The sequence below is a fragment of the Limnothrix sp. CMB-01 genome (assembly GCF_055193175.1).
In genome coordinates, this window is the sequence record NZ_CM143720.1 from 18,516 (window position 1) to 37,854 (window position 19,339).

11 protein-coding genes and 6 pseudogenes are annotated in these 19,339 nt (G+C 51.8%); 7 read left to right on the forward strand and 10 right to left on the reverse strand.

All coding sequences use genetic code 11. The annotated features are described in order from the left end of the window. The first annotated feature begins 199 nt into the window (after positions 1–199). The 4 pseudogenes from ACZA91_RS00135 (at position 200) to cynS (ending at position 4,018) form a co-directional block, all read left to right on the forward strand. A pseudogene (locus tag ACZA91_RS00135) lies at positions 200–1,772 on the forward strand (ABC transporter substrate-binding protein). Positions 1,773–1,786: 14 nt separating this feature from the next. Continuing rightward, positions 1,787–2,616, forward strand: a pseudogene (locus tag ACZA91_RS00140) (ABC transporter permease). Positions 2,617–2,640: 24 nt separating this feature from the next. Next, positions 2,641–3,499: pseudogene (locus tag ACZA91_RS00145) on the forward strand (ABC transporter ATP-binding protein). 72 nt (positions 3,500–3,571) lie between these two features. Further along, positions 3,572–4,018: pseudogene (gene cynS, locus ACZA91_RS00150) on the forward strand (cyanase). 325 nt (positions 4,019–4,343) lie between these two features. On the opposite strand, the gene ACZA91_RS00155 reads toward cynS, so the two are convergent. From ACZA91_RS00155 to ACZA91_RS00180, 6 genes and pseudogenes are all read right to left on the reverse strand, one after another. Further along, positions 4,344–4,469 carry a hypothetical protein gene (locus tag ACZA91_RS00155; RefSeq protein ID WP_255407535.1) on the reverse strand — a complete coding sequence of 42 codons (126 nt, stop codon included), beginning with the start codon at positions 4,467–4,469 and terminating at the stop codon, positions 4,344–4,346. Between the two features lie 299 nt (positions 4,470–4,768). Continuing rightward, positions 4,769–5,191: a retron system putative HNH endonuclease gene (locus tag ACZA91_RS00160; RefSeq protein WP_463184118.1), complete on the reverse strand. Its 423-nt coding sequence runs from the start codon at positions 5,189–5,191 to the stop codon at positions 4,769–4,771. A gap of 12 nt (positions 5,192–5,203) precedes the next feature. Further along, complete coding sequence (locus tag ACZA91_RS00165; RefSeq protein WP_463184120.1) at positions 5,204–6,271, reverse strand: AAA family ATPase; 1,068 nt, start codon at positions 6,269–6,271, stop codon at positions 5,204–5,206. After that, a complete protein-coding gene (locus ACZA91_RS00170; protein ID WP_463184122.1) occupies positions 6,259–6,627 on the reverse strand; it encodes an AAA family ATPase in 369 nt (122 codons plus the stop codon). The genes ACZA91_RS00165 and ACZA91_RS00170 overlap by 13 nt, the downstream gene beginning before the upstream one ends. A gap of 91 nt (positions 6,628–6,718) precedes the next feature. Next, positions 6,719–10,734 (reverse strand): annotated as a pseudogene (locus ACZA91_RS00175) (magnesium chelatase subunit H). Between the two features lie 997 nt (positions 10,735–11,731). Continuing rightward, entirely contained in the window at positions 11,732–12,010 is a 279-nt protein-coding gene (locus tag ACZA91_RS00180) for a DUF5340 family protein (RefSeq protein ID WP_463184061.1), read from the reverse strand. 427 nt (positions 12,011–12,437) lie between these two features. On the opposite strand from ACZA91_RS00180, the gene ACZA91_RS00185 reads away from it, so the two are divergent. The 3 genes and pseudogenes from ACZA91_RS00185 (at position 12,438) to ACZA91_RS00195 (ending at position 15,661) form a co-directional block, all read left to right on the forward strand. Beyond that, positions 12,438–13,076, forward strand: coding sequence for a TVP38/TMEM64 family protein (locus ACZA91_RS00185; protein ID WP_370567699.1), 639 nt, complete (start codon positions 12,438–12,440; stop codon positions 13,074–13,076). 374 nt (positions 13,077–13,450) lie between these two features. Then, a pseudogene (locus tag ACZA91_RS00190) lies at positions 13,451–14,645 on the forward strand (histidine kinase). A 192-nt stretch (positions 14,646–14,837) separates the two neighbouring features. After that, positions 14,838–15,661, forward strand: a protein-coding gene (locus ACZA91_RS00195; protein WP_463183673.1) for an IS5 family transposase whose coding sequence is annotated in 2 segments (ribosomal slippage) — positions 14,838–15,216 and positions 15,216–15,661 — 825 coding nt in all. Because the reading frame shifts where the segments join, the coding sequence is not laid out codon by codon here. A 79-nt stretch (positions 15,662–15,740) separates the two neighbouring features. Here the strand turns inward: ACZA91_RS00195 and clpS are convergent. From clpS to secD, 4 genes are all read right to left on the reverse strand, one after another. Next, complete coding sequence (clpS, locus tag ACZA91_RS00200; RefSeq protein WP_099533615.1) at positions 15,741–16,028, reverse strand: ATP-dependent Clp protease adapter ClpS; 288 nt, start codon at positions 16,026–16,028, stop codon at positions 15,741–15,743. 209 nt (positions 16,029–16,237) lie between these two features. Next, positions 16,238–16,519: a hypothetical protein gene (locus ACZA91_RS00205; RefSeq protein WP_143473041.1), complete on the reverse strand. Its 282-nt coding sequence runs from the start codon at positions 16,517–16,519 to the stop codon at positions 16,238–16,240. A 192-nt stretch (positions 16,520–16,711) separates the two neighbouring features. Continuing rightward, positions 16,712–17,707 carry a protein translocase subunit SecF gene (gene secF / locus ACZA91_RS00210; protein ID WP_190355137.1) on the reverse strand — a complete coding sequence of 332 codons (996 nt, stop codon included), beginning with the start codon at positions 17,705–17,707 and terminating at the stop codon, positions 16,712–16,714. A 47-nt stretch (positions 17,708–17,754) separates the two neighbouring features. Further along, positions 17,755–19,173, reverse strand: a complete 1,419-nt coding sequence (gene secD, locus ACZA91_RS00215) for a protein translocase subunit SecD (RefSeq protein ID WP_190528506.1) — start codon at positions 19,171–19,173, stop codon at positions 17,755–17,757. Positions 19,174–19,339 lie beyond the last annotated feature (166 nt).

Consider the following 19,339-nt stretch of genomic DNA (forward strand, 5'->3'; position numbering starts at 1 on the left):
AAATTAGGGACTTCTAGCGCATTATTTTCCAAATGAGAATTTTCTAAACTTCCCACAAAGTTCTAGGTTGTTCTTTGAAGAGCGAAAAAAAATCCTACTCTTGCCAAAAAAATTCTAATGCGATCGCCCATTGTTCCTTGGTATTGTGCAAAGCAACAGACCCGAATGTTGTCCTGCGCAATACCAATTGGAGCAGCTCATGTCATCAGTGGATATTCGCTCTCAGGCTCAAGTCGAACTCAGTCGTTGTCCCTGCGGAGGAACTCATTTTCCTCAGGATCACTGGCAAGCGGCCGAAGGAATGCCCCACGATCCAGCAGAACTCGTTAATGATCTCATTCGGATGGGTTTGTACAAGCCTGAAACCCTAGAGCTGGCCAGGACACTGACTGAAGTGGAGATGAAAGAAGCGCTGCTGCTGCGACAAATGGGCGGCAACCCAGAGCGAGAACGCTTTTGTCAGGCGCTGATTAAGGAAGCAGGCGGGCTTGATCAGGTATTTGCAGCCGCATTCGGTGTTCACTCCACGGAATTTTTTAGCAACACCATTCACAACAGTGAATTTAGCCGACGAGAATTCCTAAAACGGGTGGTGGTGGCTGGAGCATTGATCGCCGCTGCTGGCTGCGACCACAACAGGGTCAAGCCCCTACAACAGATCAGTCCCCTGCGGCGGATGCGCCAACGAATTTGGAGAAAAAGGATTTAACGATCGGGTTCATTCCTATCACCTGCGCCACCCCGATCGTGATGTCGGAGCCGCTGGGTTTCTACAGCAAATATGGCTTGAATGTGCAAGTGAAAAAGATGCCCAACTGGGCCGCTGTTCGGGACTGCGATCGCGGGTGAACTCGATGCTTACCACATGCTTTCTCCCATGCCGATCGCGATCACCCTCGGCTTAGGTTCAGCAGCATTTCCTATCAAGCTGGCCAGCATTGAAAACATCAATGGTCAGGCAATTACCGTTGCTGCCAAGCATAAAGGCAAGGTGAAGGAAGCCAAAGACTTCAAGGGCTTCAAAATTGGCGTGCCCTTCCCATTTTCGATGCACAATATGCTGATTCGCTATTACCTAGCGGCTGGGGGACTGAATCCAGATAAGGATGTGCAAATTTCACCCGTGCCACCGCCGGACAGTGTTGCCAAAATGGCAGCAGGTGAAATTGATGCCATGTTGATGCCTGATCCCTTCAATCAACGGGCTGTTTTTGAACAGGTTGGGTTCATTCACATGTTGACGAAAGATCTGTGGGATGGACACCCCTGCTGTGCTTTTGCCGCTAGTCAATCGTGGATTGATGCAAATCCCAACACCTTCCGGGCCGTAAACAAGTCGATTATTGATGCGGCTGCCTATGCAAATACGCCAGCTAATCGTCCTGAAATTGCCAGGGCTTTGATTGAGCGTAAGTATCTCAATCAACCCTTGCCTGTGGTGGAAGCTGTGCTAACGGGCAAATTTGAAGATGGGCTGGGCAATACGCAGGATGTGCCCGATCGCATCGGGTTTGATCCCTATCCTTGGAAGAGTTTTTCCAAGTGGATTGCAGCACAATTAGTCCGCTGGGATCTGATGCCCAAAGACAAGGCAGATTACGACAAGATCGCAAGATATCTTCTTGACGGATTTGGCAGCGGAACTGCAAAAAGAACTGGGTCAAACGCCGCCCAGCACTGTCGAGCGGTCTGAAAAGCTGAAGTATGACACCTTCGATCCCAAAGACCCTGCTGCTTACGTTGATGAGCAAATCAAGCGGTTTAAAGTCTAGCGAGGTTTACCATCGTGACCAATGAAGTACTCCGCTCTGCTCCATCAAAGGTTAAGCCATTTCGGCTGAATACCGACCAACAAGCCTTCTTGTTGTTTGTGGGAATTCTGCTAGTGTTTTTGGGTCTGTGGGAGTTGGGCGCAAATTCCAAACTCTTCTTGCCCATCATGCCCTCTGCTAGCCAAACGATCGCCGATCTTTGGTTTTGGATCTCGAACCCATTTTTTGATAATGGGCCCAATGATCAGGGCATTGGTCTTTTGTTATTGACCAGTTTGCGCCGAGTTTTGAGTGGGTTTTTGATTGGCACGGCGATCGCCATTCCCCTGGGAATTTTGATTGGTCTATCGCCCGTGGTTTCCAAAGCCGTTGACCCCTTCATTCAAATTCTGCGTCCTGTTTCTCCGCTCGCCTGGCTGCCATTGGGTTTGGCACTCATGCGAGATTCGGAAAGAACAGCCCTGTTTGTCATCGCAATCACCAGCATCTGGCCGACCCTAATTAACACCAAGTTCGAGGTCAGTAATGTAGATCCAGCCTATCTGAACGTGACCACACCTTAGGCGCTTCCCGCTGGCGAATCGTTACCAAAGTGATTTTGCCGGCTGCTGCCCCCAACATTGTGTCCGGGCTACGAATTAGCCTAGGAATTGCTTGGTTGGTGATTGTGGCGGCGGAGATTCTGTTGAGTGGTGGAATTGGCTATTTCGTTTGGAATGAATGGAATAACTTGAAGATCACCAGCATCATTACTGCCATCTTGATTGTTGGGCTGGTAGGGCTGCTGATGGACTACCTATTTGGTGTATTACAACATCGAGTTTCCTTTGGTCAAAGGTCTTAATCCATGCAAGTTCCTGCATCTAAAATGGCGCTCCCCTCCCTTGAAACGCCTGTAGCGCATCTGACACTGCACGGTATTTCCAAAGTATTCCCGGGACGCACGGGCACAATGGACAAATTGCTGCGGCGCACCTCAAAATCTTTTGTGGCGATCGCGGATATTGATCTGGAAGTGGAGCCTAACACCTTCGTTTCGATCATTGGGCCATCGGGTTGTGGAAAGTCCACGTTGCTGAACATTATTGCGGGATTATCTCAGCCCACCACGGGACAAGTCAGCATCAATGGTCAGCCGGTTTCTGCACCTGGGCCCGATCGCGGCGTTGTGTTTCAAAACTATGCCCTGATGCCCTGGATGACGGTTGCAAAACATCGATTTTGCGGTGGAAACAGTCTACCCAACCATGGGAATTGCCCAACGGAAATGAATCGTCCAAGACTACATCGGTTTGGTGGGGCTACGGGGAGCTGAGGCTAAACACCCCCATGAACTTTCAGGGGGAATGAAGCAACGGGTAGGCATTGCTAGGGCGCTGGCAATCAATCCACAAATTTTGTTGATGGATGAACCCTTTGGCGCTTTGGATGCGCTCACACGCGGTTTTCTCCAAGACGAAATTGAGCGAATTTGGGAGCAAGAACGGAAGACCGTGATCTTGATTACTCACAGCATTGAAGAAGCGCTGCTGTTGTCTGACAAGATTGTGATGATGACACGGGGCCCGGCTGCGGGCATTGCTCAGGTGCTGGATGTGCCATTTCCTCGGCCGCGCCGTCGGGAAGAACTGGATCAATATCCGGGCTATCACGAACTGAAAGCGGCCATGGAACAGCATTTGTCCTACGAAACACGGGCTGTGGAAGAGTCTCGGGTGCGGAAATAACCACCATTGACCACAGACAGAATCAACCCCGTCAAAATCAGCAACGCAACCCAAACATTGAAAGGAAAAAATATGTCTACCACTGAAATTCCCGCAATCACCGCAACCCTATTGGCAGCTAAAAAGGCAAAGGGGGTGACATTCACGGAGCTGGACAGGCGATGGGTCGGGATGAAGTGTGGATTGCAGCGGTGATCTCGCCAAGCTTCTGCCTCTGCTGATGAAGCTAGCAAGCTGCTCAACGCTCTGGGACTCAGCGAAGATTTAGTGCCAGAACTGACAGAATCTTCGGTCAAAGGGCTGGGGCCCATGGTTCCTACCAATCCGCTGATTTATCGGGTCTACGAAATCATGCAGGTCTATGGAATGCTGATGAAAGCTGTGCTTCTTGAGAAGTTTGGTGATAGGATCATGAGCGCGATCGAATTCACCTTGGACATTGAAAAAGAAGAAAATCCCAAGGGCGATCCCGTGAAAATCACCATGAATGGAAAATTCCTGCCCTACAAAAAATGGTAACCAGGAGCATCAACCATGAAACAGCGCCATGCTGCTGCTAGGTCAACAGCTAAAACTGACTGGCTAGCCTACATCACCAAAATCTTAGCTTTCATCGGACTTTGGCAAGTCATTTCTAACAGTGCCCAGTTGTTGACTCATTGGTTTTGATAGGTGCAAACTTTGGTGTGGAAGCGATGCGATGCATTACTTCCACACTAAGATCAGCAATGAAATCGATATTCTTAAACAGGGCGATCGGCTTGTAGTTTCTTCAACGCTCTTCCTGATCCCCGGTTCCGTACTATCTTGGCCAGCCCGTAACCAGCTACATCAACAAAATGCTTTATCGCATCCCTTTTTTGTTCATATTAAACCCATAAACGTAAAGGTCAGCAAAGCGATATCGCTCATCCTTAGGTCGCCATTCCGCCAGCCCGATCGACTTCAAAAGCCAACGATTTTCTCGCATGGTAGGGTTCCCGTCTGGTGTTCCGGCCCTCGTAGATCACTGAGCTTTTGGTAAATAGCGTTTCTTCAAAACATAAACTATGGCTTGGCAATACTCCTTAAAGTATCCATCCGAGTCACGGCTACTATATCGTTCTATTTGCTTTTGGATAAATGCTTTGGTAACAGTTTTTGTTTTAAAAGCTTTCTGAATCATTTTCTCTATTTCCTTGAGGGTGTCACGTCTCCCGTTGACCAAAACAGGTGAATTCAGATTCAGTGTCTGAATATCTTCCTCTACATCAAGGTTATTTTGACCGTCTACTCTTCCACTGGGACGGTATCTGATAGCGGATTCACACCTCTGATCGCGTCAATGAGACAATTTAATTCTTGATTAGATTTAGCATTTTCATGATCGCAGTGATAGGAGATATTTTTTCCATCCGCTGACCTCCCCTGGCAAACAGCTAATAAGTTTTTGTAATCAAGAGCCAGAGCAGGGTATAGGGACTGTGGTAAATAATGTTCGATATGTGGTGGTGCGCTCGAATTTTTCTGAATTCTACGCATACAGTAGCAACAGATTGCTCCCTGCTCTTTTACCAAGTCTTCTAAGAGTCTAGCTTTAGGCACATCACTGGCTTCATAGCCTTCTTTTGCAGACATGCCAGAAGCTTGAACCTTTGCACAGTATTCCTGCCAGTAAGTAGGCTCTTTTTTGGCTTTTGAGATATATTTCATAAATCTTTGCGATCAGCTGGTTAGCTCAGGGTAAGAAGGATTTTCCTCAAGAAAATCAATCATGGTTTTAAGATGAATGATATCTGGATCATTGTTACCCAAAACCTCGTTGAGTGCTTTCAGCTTTAGCTTGGCTTCTTCTAGATTTTCATCATCAACGAGGCAAAAGCATTCATCAATTTTTTCCTGAATTTTAGGCATCCGATCAGAGACATCCATTAATTCTCGAAGAATTGAATTGGTATCTCTACCGTGGGTATAGCCAGGATTGTAGATCACTGAGCCACCATCTAGGACAAAGATTGATTCGCTAGGTACTGAACTAATGACCTGAGGTGAATGAGTTGTCACAATAAACTGACAGTTGGGAAAAGTTGATGTCAACGCAGGTAAAACCATACGTTGCCAGGTGGGATGTAAATGTGCATCAATTTCGTCAATTAAAATAATTCCTTTTCCCTGCAAAGCCTCTTCAGGCGTACTAAAGAAAGGATTGAAAACAGCCATGCGACGAGCAATATCAAGCACCAGCACCAACAGCATTTTCTCTCCATCAGAGAGTTGCTGAACCTTTAATCTGGCTGACTCTTTTTGAACTGTTAGTAAGGTTCTAGGGTTCCAAAGATTTTTCTGTAATCGTAAAGCCTGAACTTCTCGAAAAAAACTACCACCAATCTGCTTAGAAAATGTTTCTAGTGCAGACCTGACAACTTGTAAGTTGGGTCGTCGATATTCAATATTGAATGTTAATCGTTCAGCATTTTCAATATCTTCTTCACTCTTGAACCATTCAGAAAGAGAAGTAATATCTTGAGATGAAATGCTAAATGAGTTGGGATAGTCGCCATAAGGAGACTGCAAGCTATAGATTGGGGGTCGAGTTCGTCGATTATGCGACGAATAAACTTCTGTTCTTCTAGCTGGATAGTATGCTATTACCGGCAAGAATCGGATATCAATTGCTTTTGAGGAATTAAATTGTTCAGAATTGATACCAACTGACTTAAAGTAATCGGATAACTCTTGAGCATGAATTGACAAAAGAAAATCGGTATTGGCTTGTTTATCTACATCCGCCAAGCCAAAAAGTGATAACTGTTGGATGTATTGTGCATATCCAATCGACCATGAAATTGTTTTATAGTCATCTCCCAGTCGGCTGCTATAAGGAGGTGGTCAGAGTCAACCTGAATATCATCAGGATGAATATCAAATTGGTGCAAGTCACGAAGAGACCACTCAACATTTTCGTCTTGTAGCGAGTAAAGACTATAAACAAAACCTTGCAGCGCTACAGATAGAGCATCAAGGATGGAAGATTTGCCAGCACCATTTATTCCGACAAAAACACTTAGATTGCGATTTTCTTTTGGAAAGTCGATGTTGAGGTTTTGAAAGCCTCGATAATTTTCTAGCGCTAGACGTTTTATATACATTTCAAACCATATCCTTCCACAAACAAAAGCATGGAGACAGAAGACCTATCTCCATGCTAGCAATCAGCGCTGGGTATGCCAGCCGAAGACGTTATTCAATGCCTTCGATTCGGTCTTCCACTTCTTGGTAGAGATCCCGCAGGCGATCGAGGTTTTCGTCGCTCGTATCCCAGTAGCCACGGCCGTTGGCTTCCAGCAACGTGCCCAGCATTCGGCGGAAAGAGTGAGGGTTGAGATCCATCAGCCGCTTGCACATTTCGGGGTCGGCGATAAAGGTGTCGTTTGTGTCTTCGTAGACCCAGTTGTCCACCGCGTCCGCCGTGGCGCTCCAGCCCAGGGTGTTGTTCAGGCGCTTGGCCAGCTCGCGTACCCCTTCGTAGCCGTGGGACAGCATCCCTTCGTACCACTTGGGATTCAACATCTTGGTGCGGGCATCCAGGCGGACGGTTTCCGACAGGGTGCGCACCTGGGCGTTGGCGGTGCTGGTGTCGGCCATGTAGGCGGCGGGCTTTTTGCCGTCACCGCGCAGGCTGGCCACCACCTTGGTCGGGTCGGAGTCGTAGTAGTGCGACACGTCGGTCATGGAAATTTCCGACGAATCCAGGTTTTGGAAGGTCACATCGACGGTCTTTAGGGCGCGTTCCAGCAACTCGCGGGACTGCTCCATTTCGCCGGGGTTGTCGGCGGAGAAGGCGAAGGACTTGCGCGATAGGTACATGTCTTGCAGGTCTTTTTCCTGTTCCCAGGTGCCGTTTTCTACTGCCAGACCGACGTTGGTGGAGTAGGAGCCGGAGGAGTTGGTGAACACGCGGGTGGCGGCTTGGCGCAGGTTGATGCCGAGTTCTTGTGCTTGGGCCATGGCGTGCTTGCGAACGAAGTTCATTTCCAACGGCTCATCGGCTTCGGCGGCCATCTTGACAGCGCGATGGGCAGGGCCATTTGGTTCACAAACAGATCCCGGAACACGCCGGAGCAGGTGATCACCGTATCAATCCGGGGGCGACCCAGTTCCTCAAGGGAAACGAGTTCCAGCTTGTTGACGCGACCCAGGGCATCGGGCACGGGCTTCACGCCCACCAGCCAGAGGATCTGCGCCAGGGATTCGCCGTAGGTCTTGATGTTGTCAGTGCCCCAGAGGACGCAGGCGATCGTTTCGGGGTATGCGCCACCGTTTTCTTGGCGTTGGCGATCGAGTAGCCGATCGACCACCACCTTGGCCGACTGTACCGCCGCTGTGGTCGGAATCGACTGGGGATCGAGGGCGTGCATATTCTTGCCCGTGGGCAGCACTTCCGGGTTGCGCACCGGGTCGCCGCCGGGGCCGGGCAGGATGTATTCCCCTTCGAGGGCCCGCAGCAGGGAGGCCATTTCGTTGTCGGCCACGATTTGCTGGAGGCAGAATTCCAGGTACTCGAACAGGGGCTTCAGGGAGTCGCGATCGACGTTGTTAAACCCAGCCTCGCTCAGGGCTTCAACCCAGGGCTGCTTTTGCGTGCCGAAGCCGAAGAAGTTGAACTTGGCTAGCTTCGAGAGGCGACCATCGGTGTCGATTTGGGCATCAACCATGGCCTTCACCGCCGTGCGGGTGGCCAGGGTGATTTGTTGCAACAGTTCCACATCGGCCAGCACGCCCTTATCGCTGTTGCGATAGATCTCTTCGATGTCGCGATAGATGCTGTTGGCGATGATCCGGGGCAGGGCGATGATCCCGTCTTCGGGGCGATCGAGGGCGGCAATGTTCACCAGGGTGGCCACCGCTTCTTCGGCCGTGGGGGGCTTACCGATCACGTGCAAACCGCAGGGCAGCAGGCGCGATTCGATTTCCATCAGCTTGCGGTAGACGGAACCCACCACCGTGTCCCGTTGCTCGGAACTCAGATCTTTCCCAGCCGTTTCCGGCAGTTCCACATCCTTGTCCAGGTTGACGGCGCGGGCTTGCTCGATAATCGCATCGACGATCGAGGGGCCGCGGCCCGTGTCCTTCAGGGTTTGGTAGGAGCCAATCAGATCGCTCAGTTCCTTCAGACCCTTGTAGAGACCCGCGTTTTCGGCGGGCGGAGTCAGGTAGGAAATCGTTTCCGCATAGCCCCGGCGCTTAGCGATCGTCGCTTCGCTGGGGTTGTTGGCGGCGTAGTAGTAGAGGTTGGGGATCGAGCCGATCAGGCTGTCGGGATAGCAGTCGTTGGACATGCCGATTTGCTTACCGGGCATGAACTCCAGCGAACCGTGCGTTCCAAAGTGCAGCACCGCATCTGCGCCCCAGACCTTTTCCAGGTAGGTGTAGTAGGCGGCGAATCCGTGGTGGGGGCTAGCCGATCGCGAGAACAGCAGCAACATCGGGTCGCCTTCGTAGCCGAAGGTGGGCTGCACACCAATGAACACGTTGCCGAAATGCTTCCCGAACACCAGCAGGTTTTGGCCGTCGCTGTTCAGGTTGCCTGGCGGTTTGCCCCAGTTCTCTTCCAGCTTCTTGGAATAGGGGGTGAGCTTTTCGTATTCCGCCACGCTCATTCGGTAGGCCACGTTCAGCTCGGGGCTGGCGTATTGGGCCTGGGCATCCTTCAGGACGGCTTCCATCAGCTCCTTGGGCGACTCGGGCACGTCTTGCACGTCGTAGCCTTCGCGCTTCAGCCCTTGCAGCACTTCGTGGATCGAGCCAAACACGTCCAGATAGGCCGCCGTGCCCACGTTGCCCTTGTCCGGTGGGAAGCTGAAGACGGTGATCGCCACTTTCTTGTGCAGCTTCGGTTTGCGGCGCAGGTTGGCCCACTTGAGGGCACGCTCGGCGATCGCCTGGATGCGGTCTTGCAGGGCGATCGCCTTGCCGGTGTTGCCGTCGCGACCGGAGACAATAATCGGCTCGATCGCCCCATCCAACTCAGGAATCGCGATTTGCAGCGCCACTTGGATCGGGTGCAAGCCCAGCTCGCTTTCTTCCCACTCTTCGGTGGTTTGGAACACCAACGGCAGCGCCACCATGTAGGGACGGTTCAGCCGCTTCAAGGATTCGATCGCCTTCGGGTGATCCTGCCGGGCCGGGCCACCCACCAGGGCAAACCCCGTCAACGACACCACCGCATCGACGATCGTGGTCGGTTCGCCGCCGTTCTTGCTCGGCAAATAGAAATACTCATCCACCGGCTTCGAGAAGTCCAAGCCCCCCGCAAACACCGGGATCACCTTCGCGCCCTGGGCTTCAAACTCTTGCACCATGCCCACATAGTGCGCATCATCACCTGTCACCAAGTGCGTCCGCTGCAACACCAACCCCACACAGGGCGCATCGGGATCACGCACCGCATCGGGCACGACTGACGAGCTGCGATACCAAGCCAAATACTCGTTCGTATCCTCAAACATCTTGGGAGCTAGCGGGTGCCAAATTCCCATGTCGGGATAGGTGACCGGCTCGGCATAATCCAAATCAATCTTTTCGCGTGACTGATCGCGACCCGATTTGTCCGTTTTAAAGACATACTTATCGGCCAGCATTAGCAGGAAGTTTTCCAGGTTCTCCGGCGAACCACCCAGCCAATATTGGAAGCTGAGCATGAAACTGCGGGCATCCTGCGCCTTTTCCACGGGCAGGAATTTCAGCACGTTCGGCAGCGTCCGCAGCAGCTTCAGCATCGCGTCTTCAAAGCCGCTGCCGTTTTGCTGTTTGCGCTTCTTCATGAACTCGCCGATCACGCTCTTGGACTGACCCAATTGCGCCATCGAGAAGGTGCCCAGCTTGTTCAGCCGCATCACGGGGGGCATGGAGGGGAAAACCACGGCCGCATCGAGGCGATCTCGGTGGGGCTGCACGGCGGCCACCACCTTTTCGGCCAGGTCTTCAATAAAGATCAATGAAGCAATGAAGATGTTGGCTCTGGCCACATCATCACAAAAGGCTTCGTAATTTTCGGGGCTACGCAGCTCTTCAATCAAATAGCCGCTGATTTCTACGGCCACATTCGGATTGTTGGCATTAATCGACTTGACTGCTGCCGTCAAGGCGCTCTGGTACTGCGCTTCCAGAACGACGTAGACCACCTTGACTAAAGACCGCCCCCGAAGATCTTCGGGTTGGACGTGGCGCACGGCGGGCTTGACGTAGGTGAACATCCGGTACTCTCTCCTGCGGCTGGGTTGGATGAGGATGGAAACTCGAAAACGCTTGCTCTCTAGGCACTTTTACCAGATCGCCGATTGGCGCTGATCTGCAATTCTAGGATCTGACACAATTCGATAAAAATAATCCTGCTAATTATTTCAGTTTGTTGCAAATTGGAAACTGTGAGCGATCGCCTGATTCGGCAGATTTGTCTTGAGTCATTGATGGGCTGGATCTTTAATTGGGAGGGGTTTTTACAGGTTTCGGAATCGACAGAAACGAGAATCTTTTGCAATTAGGATTCAGCTAAAAATATGGACAAAACCAAAATCATTCTGCCACTAACTGGCACAAGCTTCTCTGAAATGGGGTCGATTTGATCGGGCTGGCTTGGGTCAATCCTTAAGAATTAGCGATCGCCATGGGTCACAAAACGAGCTATCCCAAGCACTTTGGGTGATCGCCTGGGGCCTTTGGCATCCTGCTTGGGAAGATTGGGAACTGAGCACGGCGCGAAGGACCAATTAAACTGGCAAAAATTGAGCAAAAGCCAGCGATTTTGGTGATCAATCGATCTTGTGATCTTGATTAATCCATGTTGATCTATTTTGGTTAATTTAAATTCGTTAAATTAGCCTATTAGCCTTTGATCTTTAATTTTCTGATCAAATAAGCTTTGGGTTTGCCAATTTCTAATCAGCTAAAGCTGGTAACTAAATTACTTTATTGATCAACTGCGATGGTTTTTTCAGAAAATATTCAAATGGAGGAAAAGAGTCGATAGTGAGTTTAATTGGAGATTATTCAAAGGTTATCGAAATTGCTTGAATCATTTGAATTTATTTCAATATCAAACCAAAATCACTAATTTGGTGGTTATAGTCAAACTGCCAATCATGAAAAATTGATCAATACGAAATGAAAGGTCGATCAAGCATTGATCGGTGAAATTGATTGATGATGGTTGGCCAATCAATCAATCGCTCCTGATTGATCATTGATTCTGGATTATTCTTCGCCTTTGGCAGCGTTGCTCAGAGGGCCAACGGCTGGCAGATTCAACGACCAGTGATATTCGATCGGGAGCTGTTTGTTTTGGCAACTGGCTTCCAACTGTTTTTGAACGGCGAGTGCCCGGCGCAGGGTGGCCACCAATTCTTGGAGCTGTCGGTGTTCCTCCGTGCCTCGTTTGAGAGTGCCACTGGTTTCTCGTTCCAGCAACTGAAGAAGTAGTTCGTAGTGAATGTGTGAAGGCAGCGGAATTGGAGCTTGGGACGGCCGATCCATAGGACATTCACGAAGTGATTCTGAAAAGATTCTAAAGTCAAATTCAAGGTTAGTGGGATTTGGTTACCGTTTTAGTTGCAGCTTTTGCTCCAGTGATTTTGTGGGAATCAATTCTGTGGCAATAGATAATATTGAACCATTTTACTGCTATTGTCGGGGTCTTCATCGGGAAAATTTTGATTTAGGTCTTTTAACTGTCCATAGGGAAGAGAACGAGGAAGGGAATATAGATTCAGAATTTATCGAGTAGCGATCGAGAAAAGATCAAGCTAAATTTCAAGTAAGATTTTCCAAAAATTTTTGATGACTTGATGGCTGGCAGAAGCAGATTTATAGATGCGGATTTTTATAGACGGAGAGTATTGGGGGGCTAAAACGAGGGATTCCTTGCAATTCACCGATTTGGGGCTGAGGGAGGCTGGTTAGCGTGCAGGCGTTCTTGGAGTGGGTTTTATCGGAAATTATGCATCTGGGGCCCTGGAGCGGTGTCGCTTTCATGGTTGTGTATGTGGTTGCCACGGTGGCGCTGGTTCCCGGATCGCTGTTGACCTTGGGGGCCGGGGTGCTGTTTGGGGTGGGTTGGGGATCAGTGATTGTTTTCTGGGCGGCCACGCTGGGGTCGTTGGCGGCGTTCCTGGTGGGACGCTATGGCATTCGGGATTGGGTGGAACAGCGCTGGATTGCTGGAAATCGACAATTTCAGGCGATCGATCGCGCCATTGCAGAAGATGGCCTCAAGATTGTGTTGCTGATGCGCTTGTCGCCGCTGTTTCCCTTTAATGCCTTGAACTATATGTTGGGGCTAACGCAGGTTTCGATCCGAGACTACCTGTTGGCTTCGATCGGGATGTTGCCGGGAACGGTTGCCTATGTCTATATCGGGGCTTCTTTTCGGGACTTGGCCAGCCTGTTTGCGGGGTATGGAGAACGAGCCAAAAGCCCGATCGAGTGGTTGCTCTTTATTTTGGGTTTGATCGCCACCCTAGTTGTAACCGGGATCGTGACGAAGGCGGCCCGCTCGGCGCTCGATCGAATTGCCGCTTCTACCCCTCCCGATTTACCGTAATTGGCAGCTCCCGCTGAAAAAAGCGATAGGCTGGAGAAATCAACACCCATTCAAGCTCAACTTAGCCTGAACTCAACCGACTGGCGACTTTTAGCCTGCGGCCCCATTTCCAAACCCACCCTTGATCCAGCAACGGCTGATCCAGCGACGGCATTTCTGCGGTATTGGTATCGACAGAGGCAACCACTGCCAGCTCCATCACCCCCCACTGCCCTTGATGAGCGTTTGCATGTAGTTTGATTGCAACTGGCTTGCAGCTTGATTTTGATTGACGTTGATTGTAAAGAGTTTGCGCCTTTTTGGCTGGAATGCGGGTGGATGGTCACGGTGCACCACCTGAATCCATAACTTATTGATCTTATGGTTCATCGCTTATGTCGGTTTCGCCCGATCCTTTCCCTGCCTCACGCGCGCCCTTGCAACTGCTTCTGTTTGTGGATCACCGCTCCAGTTCCTGGGAGCAAGCAAGCCTAATTCAGGGTCGATTACAGTCCTTAAAAGCCCGTTACCCCTTTGCTTTCGACATTGTGGACGTGGCCGAGCAGCCCTACGTGGCTGAACATTTCCGGCTGATTGCCACGCCTGCGCTGGTGAAGGTGCATCCCCACCCTCGCCAAACCCTGACGGGAATGGACTTGGCCCAGCAACTGGATGCTTGGTGGGAGCGGTGGCAAGAGGCAATTCACGACAGCTTGGACTTGCCGGAGAACAACCAGCCGATGGACATGATGCCGACGGATGGTTCGCCCTCGTCGTTGGCAACGGCGGCGGAGGTGATTCGTCTGTCAGATGAAGTCTTTCGGTTAGGGCGGGAAAAGGCGGAGTTAAGGGAACTGTTGCGGTTTAAGGATCGGGCGATCGAGATTGTGGCCCACGATTTGCGAAACCCTTTAGCGGCGGCTTCGATGGCGATCGAGACCCTGGAGGCCAGCTATCGACCCAACACCATTCAGGCGGCCCAGATGACCGACAGCCTGCGGGAGCGACTGTTGATGCAGGCGCGATCGCAAATTCGGGCGATCGATCGCTTGATTGCCAACCTGTTGGAAGTGTCCCAAGGGGAGGGGCAAGAGGCCGACATTCAACCCCAATCCGTGGATCTCAAGGCCCTTTGTCACGCGGTGATTGACACCTTCAGCAGCCGAATTAGCCTGAAGCACCAAACCCTAGAAACGGATATTCCCCAAGATTTGCCGGTGGTTTATGCCAACCCGATCGAATTCGGCAAGTGATTTCCAACCTGCTGGACAATGCCGTGAAATACACGCCGGATGGGGGCACAATCCATGTGGCCGCCCTCCACCGCACCACCCAGAATGTGCAGGTCAGCATTTGCGACAGCGGCCCCGGCATTCCCGACAGCCAACGTAGCTCCATCTTTAAGGAGCGATTCCGACTGCAACGAGATCAACGCTCAGAAGGATATGGCATTGGGCTAGCTGCCTGCCAGCGGGCGATTCGGCCCACTATGGACAAATTTGGGTTGATGAGCGGCCGGGCGGCGGGAGTTGTTTTCATTTCACCCTCCCGGTTTACCAAAAGCTGGGGTACAAGCCGTCTGCTTTATAGGGCAACCATTAACTGATCAAGAAGATGTCTGAGCAATAACTTGGGGCACTGGCAAAGCACCAGTGTATTGGCAAAGCACCAGGATTGGTGGAGGCAAGGGGCTTAGAGCTAATTCATAAAGAGAAGCTAAAGCCGACTTGGCAGCTCTAAATTCGGTTTTAGGCTAGACCTACCCGAAGTATCACCCAGCTCATGAGTCGTCTCCCGGTCATTGCCAATCCTACCCGCAAAGCCTATCCCAGTGATTTGAGCGATGATGAGTGGGTGCTCCTCCAGCCGCTGCTGCCCGCTCCTAAAGGCTTTGGACATCCGATAGAAGTTGATTTCCGAGAAATCCTCAATGGCATCTTTTACGTCCAGCGCACTGGCTGCCAGTGGGAAATGCTGCCTCACGATTTACCCCCTTACAGCACGGTCTACCATTACTTCCAGAAATGGCAACGGAAAGGAATTTGGCAGCAAATGCATGACCAGATGCGAGAGCAACTGCGGAGCAAATTAGGTCGTTCAGAGCAATCTAGTGTCAGTATCGGTGACTCTCAGTCGGTGAAAACGACGGAAAAAAGGGGGTGGTCTACGGCTTCGATGGTGGCAAAAAGGTTAAGGGACGTAAACGCCACATTATCGTTGACTCGCAAGGGTTCCTAATGGGGGTGTTGGTGACTGAAGCGAATGCTTCTGAGCGACTGGGAGCGATTGTGGTGTTAGAGGAAGTGAAGGAGAAGCTATCTCGGCTAGAAGTTGTTTGGGTCGATCAGGGGTATTCCGGGAAAAAGTTTGCGGATGCTGTGAAGCGTGTGTGTGGTGAGAGTGTGCGCGTGGAGGTGATCAGCCGAATCGGTAGAGGGTTTGAGAGGTTGCCCAAGCGATGGATTGTCGAGCGGACGTTTGGCTGGCTGAACCGATTTCGGCGATTGAGCAAGGACTATGAGTTGTATTCGGAGACGAGCGAAGGGATGATCTACGGCTGCTTAATGCATTTGATGGTGAAACGATTAGCGGGGATGGCTGATTAATATTGTCTTTATAAATCAGCTCTTAAGCCCCTTGTCTTTGGTTCCTTAGAATCGCTCAAAACGACTGATGAATTGGTTCCTATTCGTCTGGCTCGATCGTGCTGGTTAGCCCTTTGTTTTTGAGGGTTTCGCAATAAAATTCCGCATGTTCCTGGGCACAGGTAATGACCAAAGCCAAGCCGTTAAAATGGGCTTCCATCATGATGTTAACGGCTTGGGGTTGGGTAAGGCTGCTAACGGTTTGTAACAGCGTTTCCACCACATATTCCATGGAATTAAAGTCATCGTTATGCAGCAGCACTTTGTAGCGAGGTGCTGGTTTACGGATGGTGGCGGCTGACTTCTTTTCTATGATTTCAACGGACATGGCGTAGTTCCTCGGTAAACGGCATAAGTAACCATTGGGGCGATCGAGCCGTTGGCCTAATTGCTTAAACCCGATTAGCAAGAGGAGCGATCGCTCACTGCAATTCACTCTTTATTATTATCAACTTTTCTCGACAGTCAACTTGCGATCGCGGTTCTGAAAATGCCTAGGTCTGGGGGTTGGTTAAAGCGTTTACGCCTGTGACCCATTTAGGGTTTATGCGGGCGATCGGGCTGCTGATCACAGAAATAATGGCGACCGTAATCGATCAGCGTGGTGACAGTCAGCCCCAGGCAAAGGGACAGGCCAAAAACCGGCCAGCGGTTGAAAAAAATGGCATAGCGCACCGCGGCCCAGGTGAAATAGGTGCGCCAGAGGTCAAATTCTTCGCGCATTGCCCAGAGACTAGCTAGGCCGATCGTGCCCCAACAGAGGACGAGCAGCAACCAGCGCGATCGACTGGGCAAGCGAGAGGAAGAAGGAGCAGGCACGCTTGGGCAAGGGGCGAGGAAGAAAAGACAAACGGCCGATCAAGAAGTCTTTGGGGTCGAGCAAGAAACTGGCATTAGGGCACTCAGCAACAGCAAAGTTGCAGAAACCCAGCAAACCCGTTCAGTAGCTCTGTTCAGCCAACCAATTTAGCCAACCAATTCAGCCAACCGATTCAGCAAAGAAGGGAATGGCTAAATAGAGTCTTGGAGCTTGGTTTCGGTTTCCGTGGCAGGTTTGGGGGGCACATAGCCCGGGCGCGATCGCCACCAGGCTAGCAGGGTACTGGCGATGAAAATACTGGAGTAAGCCCCAGAGATGAACCCAATGATCAGGGCTAGCGAAAAGTCCCGCAGGGTGGAACCCCCAAACAGGAAGATCGCCACAACCGAAAGCAAGGTGCTGGCGGTGGTGTTGAGCGATCGGGTCAGGGTTTGATTCACCGCATCGTTCACCACTGTGTCGATCGGGGCGGTGGGATTTTGGGCAATGTTCTCCCGCACCCGATCGTAAATCACCACAGTGTCATTCACGGAAAAGCCAATGATCGTCAGCAGGGCCACGATAAACAGCGTGTCAATTTCCGTGCCGCCAAACCAGCCCATGGCCGCAAATGCCCCGACCGTAATCAGCACATCGTGGATTAGGGCCACCACCGCAAAAATGGCGTAGTCCCACTGAAAGCGGAAACGCAGATAGATCACAATGCCCAGCAGGGAAAGCAACACAGCCATCACCCCGGAGTTCAGCACCTGCTGCCCCAGCACGGGCCCCACCGTGTCAATCAGCGTTCCTTGGGCATCAAACTTGCCCAATTTGGCTTCCAGGGCGGTCACCAAGGCCGTGCGCTTCTCGGCCGCTAAATCCTGTGATCGGATGGCGATGATATGTCGGTCTTGGGCCTTGGAGTCCACATCCAACAACTGGACAGCCGCGCCGCCCAAGTCCTGTTCGTTCAGCACGGCCCGCACATCGGCCAGCTCCACAGGTTTTTGGCATTGGGGTTGGGCCCCGGTGGCTGGGCAGTCCAGTTGCAGTTGCAGGCGAGTTCCCCCCACAAAGTCCAGTCCCAACTTCAGGGGCGTGCCAAAGGTGACCATGCAACCAATCACGGCGATCGCCCCGGCAACGGTCAAAGCCAGGGACAGCGACCACCACAACCGACTTTTTTCAATAATCTTCAGGTTCATCGCGCTTGCTGATTCAGGAGGGCAGGTGGAATGGGGCGAAGGGGGCGCTAGTTGCCCGAGCCAGCCGTTTTCAGATTGGCGGCCTTTAGACCAGGGCAATACCACTCAGGACGGCGCAGGGAAGGAATACTGAGGGCCACAAACAACAGAGTGCGACTACAGGTGAGGGCGGTGAACATGCTCAACAACACCCCGATCGCCAGGGTGAGGGCAAACCCTTTGACCAAACCTGTGCCCAGCCAAAACAGCACCACACAGGCAATCAGGGTGGTGACGTTACCATCCAAAATGCTGGAAAACGCCCGATAGAAACCGGATTCGACCGATCGATAAAGACTCTTGCCCGCTTGCAATTCCTCGCGGGTGCGCTCAAAGATCAGCACGTTGGCATCCACCGCCATCCCGATGCTGAGAATGAAACCCGCAATCCCTGGTAACGAGAGGGTGACAGGCACTAACGCGAATACTGCAAAGTTCAACAGGGCATAGATGATCAGGGCCAGGTCAGCCACCACGCCGGGCAGGCGATAGTAGATGGCCATAAAGATCAGCACCAACACCAAGCCACCCACACCAGCCCAAATGCTGCTTTCTACGCTGTCGCGACCCAAAGTTGCGCCTACGGTGCGGGTTTCCACCAACTTCACGGGCAGGGGCAAGGCTCCACCCTTCAGTTGAATCACCAACTCTTGGGAGGAGTCGGCGGTGAAGTTACCGCGAATTTCGGTGCTGCCGCCGGTAATTCCCAATTGGGCATATTCCGGCCCCACCACGGGTGCGGTTAACAAGTCCCGATCGAGAAAAATACCCAGGCCGCGACCCGTGCCCGCCAGTTTTTTGGTCAGTTCCGCATAGCGATCGGCGGCATCGGCCGAAAAGCGAATAATCACGACCCAAGAGTTACCCAAACCACCATCCGGGGCGGCTCCCGCTTCCCGGAGATCTTGGCCCGTGAGCACCGCTTTTTCAAACAGTTGGCTAATGGCTTCCTGGCTCCGTTCGATCGCCCGCTGATTTTCGTCGATCGCGGCCTTGTCCCCTGCCTGAATCAGCGCGGCCCGTTTCGCCTTCAGCTCGTCGTAAACTTGCCGTTCCGCTTGGTATTGGGCCTCGGTTCCCGGTTTTTGCTCCCGAAACTCCAGCCGCGCCGTGTTGCCCAAAACTCGCTCCGCCTGTTCCGGGTCGCTGACCCCCGGCAGTTGCACCACCAGCTTGTCGTTGCCGGACGTTTGCACCAGGGCTTCGGAAACCCCCAGCTCATTAATCCGGTTATCAATAACTTTGCGGACGGCCGAGAGATCTTCGGGCGTGACCTGGGGAATTTCCGGCGTGGTCATGACCTGGAGTGTCAGTTGGGAGCCACCGCGTAGGTCAAGCCCCAACTGCACGGGCAGGTTAACAATCACGGCGATCGCCGCGATCGTCAGCACCACAATGAAACCAAGGGTAAATTTCTGGCGTTGCATAGGCCTCAGGATTGCGCGTCGCCGATCGGCTGAACCAACGACCCCCGAAACGGGCCGGATGTCGCAACGAACATACTACACCGCAACCCCGACCGCCGAAGCGAGTGATCGCGGCTGTAACCCTTGAACTGTTTATGAACCTTCGGCGCTGGATTGGTACTGAACT

Coding starts and splice junctions, on each gene's coding strand:
- ACZA91_RS00170 (WP_463184122.1), bottom strand. CDS start 6,627: ATGTATATAAAACGTCTAGCGCTAGAAAATTATCGAGGCTTTCAAAAC.
- clpS (WP_099533615.1), bottom strand. CDS start 16,028: ATGTCCGTTGAAATCATAGAAAAGAAGTCAGCCGCCACCATCCGTAAA.
- ACZA91_RS00160 (WP_463184118.1), bottom strand. CDS start 5,191: ATGAAATATATCTCAAAAGCCAAAAAAGAGCCTACTTACTGGCAGGAA.
- ACZA91_RS00155 (WP_255407535.1), bottom strand. CDS start 4,469: ATGCGAGAAAATCGTTGGCTTTTGAAGTCGATCGGGCTGGCGGAATGG.
- secD (WP_190528506.1), bottom strand. CDS start 19,173: ATGCAACGCCAGAAATTTACCCTTGGTTTCATTGTGGTGCTGACGATC.
- ACZA91_RS00180 (WP_463184061.1), bottom strand. CDS start 12,010: ATGGATCGGCCGTCCCAAGCTCCAATTCCGCTGCCTTCACACATTCAC.
- secF (WP_190355137.1), bottom strand. CDS start 17,707: ATGAACCTGAAGATTATTGAAAAAAGTCGGTTGTGGTGGTCGCTGTCC.